Annotated in this window: 13 protein-coding genes; 8 read left to right on the forward strand and 5 right to left on the reverse strand. The window is 35.9% G+C overall.

All coding sequences use genetic code 11. The annotated features are described in order from the left end of the window. Nucleotides 1-9: 9 nt before the first annotated feature. The 3 genes from IQ247_RS28205 to rppA form a co-directional block, all read right to left on the reverse strand. Nucleotides 10-1,497, reverse strand: a complete 1,488-nt coding sequence (locus tag IQ247_RS28205; RefSeq protein ID WP_193925049.1) for a site-2 protease family protein — start codon at nt 1,495-1,497, stop codon at nt 10-12. 244 nt (nt 1,498-1,741) lie between these two features. Continuing rightward, the gene (gene rppB / locus IQ247_RS28210) at nt 1,742-3,106 is read right to left on the reverse strand and encodes a two-component system sensor histidine kinase RppB (RefSeq protein WP_193925050.1); all 1,365 of its coding nucleotides are present in this window, start codon (nt 3,104-3,106) and stop codon (nt 1,742-1,744) included. Continuing rightward, entirely contained in the window at nt 3,093-3,797 is a 705-nt protein-coding gene (rppA, locus tag IQ247_RS28215; RefSeq protein ID WP_193925052.1) for a two-component system response regulator RppA, read from the reverse strand. The genes rppB and rppA overlap by 14 nt, the downstream gene beginning before the upstream one ends. Before the next feature lie 157 nt (nt 3,798-3,954). Between rppA and IQ247_RS28220 the strand changes: the two genes are divergently transcribed. The 5 genes from IQ247_RS28220 (at nt 3,955) to IQ247_RS28240 (ending at nt 9,451) form a co-directional block, all read left to right on the forward strand. Continuing rightward, nucleotides 3,955-4,887, forward strand: a complete 933-nt coding sequence (locus IQ247_RS28220; protein WP_228060117.1) for an SAM-dependent methyltransferase — start codon at nt 3,955-3,957, stop codon at nt 4,885-4,887. 534 nt (nt 4,888-5,421) lie between these two features. Continuing rightward, nucleotides 5,422-6,603 carry an RtcB family protein gene (locus tag IQ247_RS28225; protein WP_193925055.1) on the forward strand — a complete coding sequence of 394 codons (1,182 nt, stop codon included), beginning with the start codon at nt 5,422-5,424 and terminating at the stop codon, nt 6,601-6,603. 271 nt (nt 6,604-6,874) lie between these two features. Beyond that, the gene (locus IQ247_RS28230; RefSeq protein WP_228060118.1) at nt 6,875-7,996 is read left to right on the forward strand and encodes a serine hydrolase; all 1,122 of its coding nucleotides are present in this window, start codon (nt 6,875-6,877) and stop codon (nt 7,994-7,996) included. Between the two features lie 231 nt (nt 7,997-8,227). Further along, nucleotides 8,228-8,437 (forward strand): hypothetical protein, encoded by a 210-nt coding sequence (locus IQ247_RS28235; RefSeq protein WP_193925058.1) that lies wholly within the window; start codon nt 8,228-8,230, stop codon nt 8,435-8,437. 162 nt (nt 8,438-8,599) lie between these two features. Next, complete coding sequence (locus tag IQ247_RS28240) at nt 8,600-9,451, forward strand: class I SAM-dependent methyltransferase (protein WP_322745591.1); 852 nt, start codon at nt 8,600-8,602, stop codon at nt 9,449-9,451. Nucleotides 9,452-9,550: 99 nt separating this feature from the next. On the opposite strand, the gene IQ247_RS28245 is transcribed toward IQ247_RS28240, so the two are convergent. Then, entirely contained in the window at nt 9,551-9,754 is a 204-nt protein-coding gene (locus tag IQ247_RS28245; protein WP_193925060.1) for a hypothetical protein, read from the reverse strand. Nucleotides 9,755-9,783: 29 nt separating this feature from the next. Between IQ247_RS28245 and IQ247_RS28250 the strand changes: the two genes are divergently transcribed. Continuing rightward, on the forward strand, nt 9,784-10,188 hold the full coding sequence (locus IQ247_RS28250) for a septal ring lytic transglycosylase RlpA family protein (protein ID WP_193925061.1): 405 nt from the start codon (nt 9,784-9,786) through the stop codon (nt 10,186-10,188). Between the two features lie 78 nt (nt 10,189-10,266). Here the strand turns inward: IQ247_RS28250 and IQ247_RS28255 are convergent, their stop codons facing one another. Continuing rightward, complete coding sequence (locus IQ247_RS28255) at nt 10,267-10,626, reverse strand: SpoIIAA family protein (protein ID WP_193925062.1); 360 nt, start codon at nt 10,624-10,626, stop codon at nt 10,267-10,269. Between the two features lie 818 nt (nt 10,627-11,444). On the opposite strand from IQ247_RS28255, the gene IQ247_RS28260 reads away from it, so the two are divergent. Next, a complete protein-coding gene (locus IQ247_RS28260) occupies nt 11,445-12,446 on the forward strand; it encodes a hypothetical protein (RefSeq protein WP_193925063.1) in 1,002 nt (333 codons plus the stop codon). 70 nt (nt 12,447-12,516) lie between these two features. After that, nucleotides 12,517-12,702: a hypothetical protein gene (locus IQ247_RS28265; protein ID WP_193925064.1), complete on the forward strand. Its 186-nt coding sequence runs from the start codon at nt 12,517-12,519 to the stop codon at nt 12,700-12,702. The last annotated feature ends 56 nt before the right edge of the window (nt 12,703-12,758 follow it).

Here is a 12,758-nt window from a genome sequence, read left to right on the forward strand (position 1 = left end):
CCCCATCACCTATCCCCCAATCCCCAACCTTCCGGCTAAACCAGGACTCAAGGGTATCAAAGTTGCAACCATCAAAAATAACGCTAATAATCCTAATGCAGCTCGTGCATCATCGGGTTCGGTGATTTCGTTCAAACTCGGACGCTCCAAGTCTCTTTGTAAAAAGAAAATCACAATTGCCCAATATAAAGCGAGAGAATTGGCTAAACCAACTATTCCTAAAATAACTAAAGTTGCGAATGTTGTACGTCCGGCAATTTTACGTCCATAAATAGCTTGAACAATCCTACCACCATCTAATTGTCCGGCTGGCATTAAGTTTAAAGCTGTAACTACTAAACCCAACCAACCAATGATCACCAAAGGATTTACGTCTACTAAAGGTGACTTTAAAGCCTCACCCATGACAACTCGCGCTAAACTTCCCACAAGAATCGAACCTTGAAAAAACTGGTTTGGTAATTGAAATAAACTTCCTTGGTGAGAAAGCAGTAATCCTATAATTAACATTGTAAATGAAACAATTCCTCCTACTGCTGGTCCAGCTAAAGCAATATCAAACAAAACTTTACGATTGGGTAACAATGATTCAAAGCGGGTAATTGCACCGAAAGAACCAATTTGCACCGAAGGTAACAGATAAGGTAGACTCAATTTGACTTGATGACGACGAGCGATTATCCAATGTCCCAATTCGTGAGCGATTAAAATTGTCAAAAAGCCTGCTGTAATGGGTAAAGCTTCTTGAAACCTTCCGGGATTGGAAAAGAAATCGAAATTTAATAAGATTCCCCCAGCTTCTAAAGTTGTGGCAATAGTTGCTAATAAAAGGATACCAGCAAAGGCTTTTTGTCCCGGAGTCATGGAACGTGGGTCATTACGACTGGGTAGGACTATAATAGTGGGTTTACCTTCAGGACTTTCCACTAAAAATAGGCGATATTTATCACCAACACGTTCGCGTAAACTCGCACTCAAACGGTTGTGAACGTCTTCTGCTTCTCCCCTCAAATTACCTTTAAAAATAGCTCCTTCTTGATAAGCAATAGTTTCGGTGGCAAAATATGTATCAATACCGAAAATACTTCTAATAGTACTCAAATCTTCTTCGGGAATCGGGATTATTTCCGGTTGTAATGACTGATTTTTCGCTGGTGGCTGAGTAGAATTTTCCAGGGATGCTTGTTCAGCAATTTTTTGAGATGCTCTTTTTTTGAGCATTTCCTCTTGTCCCATCGCTCGCAATTGTCTACCGAGGGCAATGTACAATCCAGCAGAAGCAATGACAAGTCCGAGTATACCTGCAATGTTAATATAAATTCCGGCAGCAAGCAAACCGAAAAACAACAGCCAGGGAGTTATCAACACCACCGATTGAAACCAAGCTAGGATGCCCAATTTACCATAAGGTTTAGCGCGAACAAACCCCCATCCCAAAATCCCTAAAGCAACCAATACAATTGCAGCTATAATTGCCGTTTCTGATGAATTAAACATATGCAAAACCTTATGACAGCTATCAGTTTACAGTTATCAGTGTTACCGATAACTGTTTTCCCACCGTGTTCATCTCTGAATACGGTTGTAACGGATATTAATAATTTATAACGATGACTGTGTATGAAGAAATTTATATCGAGGAAATTAACAAGTTTTTTCAACTTTTGTGACAAATTCGGTTTGAGAGGGGCTGCGGTTGTGGAAACTTAGGAACGATCGCACTTTTGCTTTTCTAGCAAATTTACAGTCTCTTTTGATGAAATGCAGCATTTATCGGCAATTGAACGGTAAAAAGACTACCTGAAGCCAATTTACTTTCCACGTGTAATTTACCTTGATGTGCTGTAACTATAGCTTGAGCAATTGCTAAACCCAAACCAGAACCACCTGTGCTACGGGAGCGATCGCTATTGACTCGGTAAAACCGATCAAAGATACGAGGAAGCTGATTTTCTGGGATACCAATTCCTGTATCCTCGACTCGAATTAGCGCATAATAATCAATTTTATTTAAAAAGACTGTGACTTTTCCGCCTTTGGCTGTATATTGAATCCCATTCATAATTAAGTTAGAAATTAGCCGATAAAGCTGGTCAGAATTACCAATAATATTCACAGGTTGATGTGTTTGTATCACAGAGGTTAATTTAACATCTGCGGTAGTAGCCATTGCCGCAAATTCCTCAATTAAATCGCTGATAATATCATTCAAGCAACATAATTCCCGTTGTTTAATTGGTTGTTTATCCAAACGTGATAACATCAATAGATCAGCCACCAAACTTGTTAGCCGTTGGTGTTGACGATGGATAGTTTGCAAAATATCTTTGGTTTCTTCTTCAGTTAATTGTGGTATCAAAAGTGCAGATTCAACCGTTGCACCTGTAGCAGCTAAAGGTGTACGTAATTCATGAGCAACATCGGCTGTAAATTGTTGAATTTGTCGATAGGATTGATATATTGGCTGCATAGAAAATCCAGATAACCACCAACTTGCAGCCGCAATCATCAATATGGCTACTGGTAATCCCAATATTAAAGTTAATTTGACACTATTTAAATAACTATTAAACTCTTCTAAATTTCTTCCTACTTGCATATAGCCCCAATCTTGATAATTTTGAGTATGCAAAACTACCGTAATTTGATGGTAATCTTGACCTTTGTTATTTTGAATCAACTGCCAAGTTTTGGGACTAAAAGTAGTGGATAATTCTTGGGGATAAGAACCCGCGATCGCAATTAATTTTCCCGATAGATCAAAAAAACGTAGATAATAATTACTTTTAGTAACTATTCCTAAAAAATGACGTTGAGAATCCAGTGGTTGTTGAATACAATTTGTCTGAGCATCACATAATTTGATATCAGAAAATAACTGTTGAGCAATGGGTTCTAAAACACCGGGTTTTTCTAACTTCAATTCCAAACTATCATGTAATGTTCCAGCTATCGACTCAATTTCATTATCTAAAGCAACAACATGAGCATGAAATACGGCTCGATAAAAACCAAAAGCGCATACAGCTAAAATTAAACCCATGACAACTGCATAGTACAAAGCCAAACGAATACGAGTAAGCCGAAATAATTTATTTTGATTCATTCGTTAAATTTAGCCGATATCCCAAACCATGCAAAGTTTCAATTAGATTTCTACAACCATTGACAGTTAATTTACGACGCAATAAACGTATTTGTGCTGCGACTACATTACTTCCTGTTTCTGCATTTATTTGCCATAATTGATTGCGGATTTGGTCAGTTGTCAAAATTTGATGAGGATGCTTGAGAAAATATTCTAGTAGTTGAAACTCTTTATTGGTTAAAGCTATTATTTGTTTTTCTTTTTTTTCATTTTCGATGATAACTTCGCTACGACCATAATTTAAACTGAGATTACCAATAGTTAGTAATTGCATTTGAAATTGAGGAGAACGACGTTGCAAAGCCCGCAATCTTGCCAGTAATTCTCCCATGCCGAATGGTTTTACGAGGTAATCATCAGCACCCGCATCTAAACCTGTAATTTTATCTTCCATTCGATCTTTAGCAGTTAACATTAAGACAGGGAGGAAATTTCCTTGCTGACGCATTCTTTGACATAACTCTATCCCACTGATACCGGGAAGCATCCAATCGATGATGGCAACAGTATATTGTACAGAGCCATATTCTAAATATTCCCATGCTTCCGTACCATCGATGACGCGATCGACTATATATTTATGTTGATTTAAAACCCGTGCGATCGCAATTCCTAAATCTGGTTCATCTTCGACTAGAAGTATCCGCATACAAGTACTCAGACAGAATTAATTAAATACTAAGATTGGATGTTCTCTGTTCCCTATTAAGAGTTCCCTGTCTCAATGTGTGCGTAAGCGCAGATTCGCGCCAGCGTCCCCTTCGGAGACATGAACTTAATTTTGTTCAACTACTTATAATTTAATTTTGAAAATTTTTAAAGATTATTGGTTAATTTATTTGAGAAATATCCTTTTGTATAATTATTTTACCATTCCGATTAAATTGTCCCCACATTTTATATTTTCCTGGTTGGGGGAAATTGGTCATAAAAGGTATGCCTTTTTATTACATAGTATGACTGCATTAGAGCTAGCAAAAATCCAGATGAGTACAGAAAATCAAACTGATTACATTGCCGCTTTGACTAATTTACACCGTGGGCTTGACCGTAAAGGTCCAGGTGACTCGGACTTCTCGCGCAATATTTTGAGCAATCTTTCGACTTTGCCGCTTAAGCCGCGAATTGCCGATCTAGGATGTGGAAGCGGTGCTGGTGCATTGCTACTTGCACAACACTACCAAAGCACTGTCATGGCAGTAGATGCCTCGTCGGTTTTTATCGCCGAACTCAAAGCTCGCGCCAAACAGCTTGGTCTTGAGCATTTAATCATGCCAATTCAGGGTGATATGGCTAAGCTCGATTGGGCAGTGGGTTCGGTTGACCTGCTTTGGTCTGAGGGAGCTGCTTATAATCTTGGGTTTGAGCAGGCTCTTAAAATCTGGCGATCGCTTCTTGCCAACAGCGGCGTTGCTGTCATATCAGAACTGAGTTGGTTTACGGATAATGTGCCAGAGCCTGCGATCGCGTTTTGGCAAAAAGCTTATCCTATGATGGGTACCGAGATTGAGAATATTGATCGGGCGCATCGGTCTGACTTTAGCATACTTTCTACGCATCGGCTGCCAAGTCAGGCTTGGTGGGTAAATTATTATGAACCGCTTCGTGAGCGGATGCAGCAGATCGAAATCACCCCAAGTACTCAATCAGTGATTCGTGAAACTGAAGAAGAGATGAGACTGTTTGAAAAATTCAGCGACTCTTACGGTTATACGTTCTATGTTTTGCAAGCAGCTTAGAAAAAAGCCGTCTAACAATTCAAATGCAGGGGGACGGTTGAAGTCCACTGGTGTTGAGTTCAAGTTTGTCTGTCGCCGCTGATTTGAGGCGTATTTCAGTTGACGATAGTAATTTTCTTGTGCAGTGATGGTTGGTGTTATTAGCGCTTCCAGTTGCTCAGCGATTACTTGCTTGGTCTTCAACCATTGGTTGCTGGGTCTTTTTTGCGCGATCTCTATTCTGGAGAGGGTGCCCAGAGGGCGAGGTAAATTTGTATTACACCCAAGTGAAAACCGCTATATCTACCCTTGAAAGCTATTCCCTGTTCCCTGTTCCCTTTGAATTTACTACAACAAATTTGACTTTTGATTTTTTTATACTACAATTATAATACAAGTATATTTTGGCTAAGGTATAGTTGCTAATTATCATCACCAAATTATGATTCGCGAATAATCTAAAATCTAAAATCCAAAATCTAAAATCCAAAATCCAAAATCTAAAATCCAAAATCCAAAATCCAAAATCCAAAATCTAAAATCTAAAATTGTATTATGCCTTATAAAGAGTTAGAAATATCAACAGAAACCCCGGTTTTATCCTGGGCAAATCATGACTTGAAAAGTGATGAAACCAAAATGGCGAAAAATGTCGCATCGCTACCTTTTGTATTTAAACACGTAGCTTTAATGCCGGACGTTCACTTAGGAAAAGGAGCTTTAGTAGGTTCAGTAATTGCGACAAAAGAAGCGATAATTCCTGCGGCTGTAGGAGTTGATATAGGTTGTGGGATGGGTGCTATCAAAACTCCATTTAAAGGTGAACAATTAGAAGGTAAACTAAAGAAAATTCGCCTGGATATTGAAGCAGCAATTCCTACTGGTTTTAATGACAATAAAGATGTTGAAAAAGCTGTGAGTAACTGGCAAAATTGGCGTGATTTCAAAGATTTGCATAGTGGAGTGCAAGATTTGGAAAGTAAAGCAATGAAACAGTTAGGTTCCCTCGGTGGTGGAAATCATTTTATTGAAGTTTGTCTAGATACGGAAAACCAAGTGTGGTTGATGCTGCATTCTGGTTCCCGCAATATTGGGAATAAGCTAGCTCAGTATCATATTAATACAGCGAAGGATTTAGCTAAAATGGCGGGTAATAGTTTACCAGACCCAGATTTAGCTCATTTTATCGCCGGAACACCAGAATTCGCTCGTTATTGGCATGATTTGCAATGGGCGCAAGAATATGCACGTTATAACCGCGATGTGATGATGGCACGATTTAAGCGGATTATTGAAAAGCATTTGGCTGGTGGAAAGGCTTTTAAACCGTTATTAGAGGTGAATTGTCATCACAATTATTCCGAGAAAGAAGTGCATTTTGATGAGGATGTGTACGTCACTCGTAAAGGTGCAGTGCGAGCGCAAACAGAAGATTATGGAATTATTCCTGGTTCCATGGGGGCGAAATCTTATATTGTTAAAGGGAAAGGTAACGTTGAAAGTTTTTGTAGTTGCTCTCATGGAGCAGGTCGTTTAATGTCAAGAAGTAAGGCAAAAAAAGCTTATACTCTTGATGATTTAATTGAACAAACCAAAGGTGTAGAATGTCGTAAAGATGAGGGGGTTTTAGATGAAATTCCTGGTGCTTATAAGCCGATAGAACAAGTTATGGAAAATCAATCAGATTTAGTCGAAATTGTCGCGACTTTGAAGCAAGTTCTTTGTGTCAAAGGATAAATTATGTAGAGACGTTGCAGTGCAACGTCTCCCATGTTTAAGATAGTATCGATAATTTATTTATCAAAAAAATATGACTGTAATAAAATGCTAAATTAACAATTTTTGTATTTCATGTTATTCTATCAAAATGCATTTTTTAACCCGAATATTTAAAATTAAGGTAACAATTATATTATTGCTTGCCACTCCCTTTATATTTCCTAGTTACGTATCAGCATTTCAGAGAACAACTCCATATTTAGCTCAAGTGCAAAACTCAGTTAAATCCATGACTCCAGAAGCAACTTTAGAAGCATTATTTACCAGCCAAGATATTAAAGCTGAATGGTTTGTAGCAGAATTTTTAGCACAAGTGCCTATTACTCAGCTAAGAATTATCATCAGCGATGTAAAAAAACAACTCGGTTCCTATCAAGGAGTGCAAAAAAACGGTAACGACTATGTAGTAAATTTTAGTCAAGGCGATCTACCAACTAAAATAGTTTTAAATAACGAAGGAAAAATTACAGGATTACTGCTGCAACCACCAAACTTAAAGGTAAATAGTTTATCAGATGCAGTTGTAGAATTTCAAAAATTACCAGGTAAAGTTAGTTTTATAGTGAAAGAAAATTCGTCAACTCTTGCTGAGTTAAATTCTAAAACACCTTTAGCCGTTGGTTCAGCTTTTAAACTCGCTGTTCTCAACACATTAAAAACCCAAATAGTCTCCGGTAAAAAATCATGGGAAAATGTAGTTAGACTACAAGCTGAGGATAAAAGTTTACCATCTGGAATATTACAAAATTGGTCTGATAATTCACCTTTAACACTACAAACACTCGCTAGTTTGATGATATCTATCAGCGATAATACAGCTACAGATATTTTAATTAAACAAGTTGGCAGAGAATCTATTGAATCTAATTCATCTCGTAATATTCCTTTTTTAACAACCCGCGAACTATTTATTTTAAAAAGTTCTCAAAATCGTGATTTATTACAGCGTTATCGTAACAGTAATGAAAAGCAACGTCGCGCATTATTAACAGAATTAGCACAAAAGCCGCTTCCGAATGTCAGTGAATTTGAAGGAACCTTACCGAATGCATTAGATGTGGAATGGTTTTACAATGCTGAAGAACTTTGCGAATTAATCAAAGAAGTTGCAGATTTACCATTGATGAGTATTAATCCTGGAGTTGCGAATCCAAATGATTGGCAACGGGTAGCATATAAAGGAGGTTCTGAACCTGGTGTTTTAAATTTAACGACTTGGTTAAAAGGAAAAAATGGTAAAGAATATTGTGTAGCTGCAACTTGGAATAACAGCGATGCACCCGTAGATGAATTAAAATTTAGTGCATTGTACGGTGGGGTAATTTCTTTCTTAGCTAGCCATAGAAAATAAACAATAGACATCTGGTGGAAATTAATTATGCGTCATCCAGAAACCTTGTAGAGACGCGAAATTTCGCGTCTCTACATTCTTTTTCGGAGATGTCTAATAATAAAAATTGGTAATTACCAGCAGCATTTAAAAACAAACTCTTTTACATATAAGTAAGCCAATATCAGAAATTAAACTCCAAGTATGTCAAAAATATAGAGACTCAAAAAATTAACATCAACGGAGTTGGATATGACACCTCAAGAATTTTTAGAAAGTTTGGCTTTAGCAGAAACAGATTCCCAGAGACTCGTAATTTTTGCGCGATACTTGGATACAACTGCCCTAGATAATGCTACTACTAAAAGGTGGAGAAGTCTTAGTTACAGTAACGAAATTGAAATGTCACTTAATAATCTGGCTTTTCATCTAGAAGCACTTGCTGAAACACCAGTAATATAAGGTTCGTAGTTGTGCTTCAGCGCTAAAGCGCAACTACAAACAAATTTTTTTTAATAGACATCTCCGATAAAGAATATAAAAGCCTTGTGCAGTCAAGGTTGATACCTCATTTCTAAAGATGTCTAATAGATATAGTTTGGAAAATATATACAATAAAAAGTAATAAGAACCGAAAAGCTCGCTAATATCATGCAAAATAACTCTAAAACAGCTTACAAGCAGCAGTTACTAAATGACTTTAATTCCAGAATTAACTATGATAAAGGCAGATTTTATATTCCTATTGCAAATAAATTAGTTGAATTTGCTGATTTACAAAAGGGACAGAAAATATTAGATGTCGCCACGGGTACGGGAATTGTGGCGCTGAATGCTGCGGAAAAAGTAGGTAGTGAAGGTAAAGTTATTGGAATTGATATTTCCACAGGAATGTTGAGTAATGCTAGAAAAAAGTTAGCCGAAACTAGTTTACAGAATGTTGAATTTGTCGAAGCAGATGCAGAAGTTTTCAATTTGGAGGTTAATAGTTTTGATGCTATATTATGTTCTTTGGCTGTTTGTTATTTAACTGATATTCCCGCAGCTTTGCGAAAGTGGTATAAGTTTTTAAAAACCGATGGATTTGTAGCATTTAATGTTTGGTCAGAAAATGCTTTTCCACCTTCTGTATTATTTAGAGAAGTTGCTAATAGATATGGTGTAAAAGTTCCCAATCCTAATGAACCAATGGGAACAATAGAGAGATGTAATCAATTATTAGATAAAATAGGTTTTAAAAATATAAGCATCGAAACCGAGCAGTTTGGTTGGTATTTTAAACTAGATGCTAACATTGCTGAGAATATTTGGCAGATGAATGCAAATAATGTTTTCGGTTATCAAGTTTTTCAGCTTTCAGCAGATAAATTAGCTGAATACAAAGCAGAATATATCAAAGAGATGCAGACTTTACCAACAACAGAAAAAGGTGTTTGGTGTGATGCACCGATATTTTTTATCCGTGCAGTCAAATAGCTTGTGATTAATATACTCTAATAGCAATATATATTTTTATTTTTTCCTTAAACTAACCTAAAAACCCTATTTATCACCTTCTTGATATTGCGATATTGACTAAATATTGATAATACTACTTTTAACATAATTAAAAATACCTTTGTATTCCCTTTTACTTGAAAAAGCTGAGTTCTTACTGATATATTTTCTAATAATTACTTCTCTGGATAGATGAGAAATATCAAAAAAGTCATCAACTTCAAGCTTTAATGGTTGCGATCGCATCTCAACGTAGAACGCAATTCCAGCTACGATAGCCACGATTCCTTACTAATTATCAGGCTAAACATATGAATCAAAGATGTATTTTCAGCTTTTTTGCTGCTGTTGGAACTTGTTTAACAGCTTTTACTTTCAATCATCAAGAAGCAGCTTTTGGTTTATCAAAAGATGCCGAGAATAATCAGGTTATACTGATTGCAAAAAAGTCAAAAGCAAATAATAAATGTTCTTCTGAAAAAGCTTCTTATTACGGAAGCAATACTCAATTAACAGCAGCGCATCGAACTTTACCTTTTGGTACAAAAGTTAAAGTTACTAATGAAAATAATGGTCGATCTACGATAGTAACTATTAATGATAGAGGACCATTTATACGCTGTAGAATTATTGATGTTTCTCGTAAAGCAGCTAAGGAATTAAACATGATTGATAGTGGTGTTGTACCTGTAACTATTAAAGTTTTGAAAAAATAATTGAATTTTATCTTTGTTAATAAATATAGAGACGTTACAAAGCAACGTCTTTTTTTATATATGAAAATTAAAAAGAACTTAACTTAATACCCAATAACGGGCTTTACACTTATCTTCAAATGTAAAATATTCTATTTTTACACTCGTAGTAAGTAAACAACGAATTTGTTCTAACTGAGTAATCAAATTTTTATCGATGACTATGGCTTGTTTTTCAAATCGATGAAAATGACTTAAAGTAAATTCCAAGTATTTAAATACATCTTCCAAATAAATTCCTTTGATATCTGCAATTTCTACATATATCCGAAGAAATTCATAATGTATTTCTACTTCTGCAATAAAATTTCTCACTAATTCAAAATCTTTAATATTTACATGACCTTTGATTAAAATACCGATAACATTGTTAGCATCCATCGATAGTAATTTTATCATTTTTTTTTCCCAAAATAAATAATTTAATATACTTTTTCATCTGAAAACTGAATATTTAGAAAATATGACGCTACCCTGTACTGCTTTGTTCACACATTTCACAACCTGTCCTAAGTTAGTATGCAGTAAGTTTTTTCTCCAGTTAGATTCAAATATACAAAACCCATAAGCGAAAATCAAAATTTCTTCACTTTCTCTTCTAATACTTGTATGGGTTTTAAATCTATAACTTATGCACTTAATTTAGATGCATTTTCCCTGTAAAACTTAAGTGCTACAAAACTTTAATTTCAAAAAAATAGTATTTATGTATTAATGATTGAATTGCAAATCGTTTTCCAGGTTTTTCCAAGAGTCGTATTAATTCTATTAATTTATTTTAATTAAAACTTAAATAAATATACTGAAAAAAGATGATTTTGTAAATGTTAAATAATACAAATTTTTGATGGATACAAACAGCAAATAACTAGCTAGTACCGCTGGGCGGAAGTAAGAAGTAAGAAGTTAGAAGACTTATATCATAAACTTTTCGTCTGTTTGAAATGCTTGCTTTATTTACGCCGACCAGTACTAGTTTTAACTATAAATTAATATCATCACAAATAACAGTAATTGTACTTATTTTTTTATTTATTGACGATTTATTCTCCGTAAAATCCTCATATTTTATTTGTAAAAAATCGATTTTGTATATTTGTAATTAAGCTAAATCCTTTACTAAATCGAGCTTCTGTAGTTTTATAAACTAAATCAACTTTTTCCGGAAGGTTATCATGGCATTGTGTTGTTAAAAATACTGTGAAGCTGAAAATATTATGTCAGCAAGTATAAATCTTAAAAAGACAAGTCGTTTTATAGATCCTGCACTTTATGTTGCTTTTGGTGCTACAGGTTTAGTATTTCTAGCGCTAATTGCATCTGTCTTTTTTGAAAAAGTGCTTTTTTCTAAAAATGTTGCGGTTAGTGAAGAAGAAGTAACAAAACTTCAAGCGTTGAAAATCGAACCTCAACCAATTGGAGCATTGCGAATTGACGCTAAAGCTATAATACCCGATAATCGTTGGGTTGCTTACGAGATTCAATTGCTCGATAAAGAAGGTAAACTGATTGCTTCTGCTCAAAAGCAAGCATGGCGGGAATCTGGTACTTGGTATGAAGATGGGGAGTCTGGTACTTGGAACGAAGATGATTTGGAAGCCGGTTTAGATGTCCGTGCTAAAAAAGGTGAACAGGTGACGATCGCGATTTCCGTACTAGGTTACGGCGATACATCAGGACTCGAATTTACCGAACCCGTAAGTTTTCAAGTAAAAGTTTCCAACGGGGTTATAGATACCCGTCATTTATTCCCCGGTTTATTCGGAACTTTCGCTTTAGCTGTAATGAGTGCGATCGCCATTCCTCGTAGTGGAAAAAAAGTGATTTCTAAAACCATCAACGATAGTGATCCCAGCGAACGTGCTACTCTCGGTGGTGCGTCGAAGTTGGTACGGGTGAAAATCAACATGGAATCTGACGAAACTAGTCCTCAAACAATGAAAGCTCGACTAGTTATCAAAAATTCTTATGGGGAACTTATATACAGTGAGCATCTTTATTTAAATCTAACTTTTCATAAAGAAGACGGGAAACTTGAGAAAGTAACTGGTAAAGCACAAAAGTTCTTTATACTAGAGCCGCAGGAATCCTACGGTTTTTACGTAGAAGTTATCCCAGATGCACCAGTAGATAAGACAACTCTCACTGTTATTGATGGTACTCGTACTCGTACAGCCGTAGAAGCTATACATATTAGTTCTTCAATAACCGATCGCTAATGGAATTTTAGATTTTAGATTTTAGATTGTTAGGACATATAAATAGGATAAATAAATAGGATCAAAAATCATGGTTGCAAAAATTTTTGCTGGAATAGCGGTTTTCATTGCAATATGGTCAATTACTGACGCTTATACCCAGAAATCAGCTTTTGTATTACGGGAAGAAAAACAAGCAAACTTCTCACCTCGTCGAGGAACTAGTTTATCAGGTAACTACGGCCGTGGTGGAACGTGGATATTGTACTCGAATTAACGCTCTTCCTACAGTGGTTTTCAAGGTGGAGGCCCCGGTAGTGGGAAGTATGAGGA

This window comes from Plectonema cf. radiosum LEGE 06105, from assembly GCF_015207665.1.
In the GTDB taxonomy this organism is placed as follows: domain Bacteria; phylum Cyanobacteriota; class Cyanobacteriia; order Cyanobacteriales; family Nostocaceae; genus Rivularia; species Rivularia radiosa_A.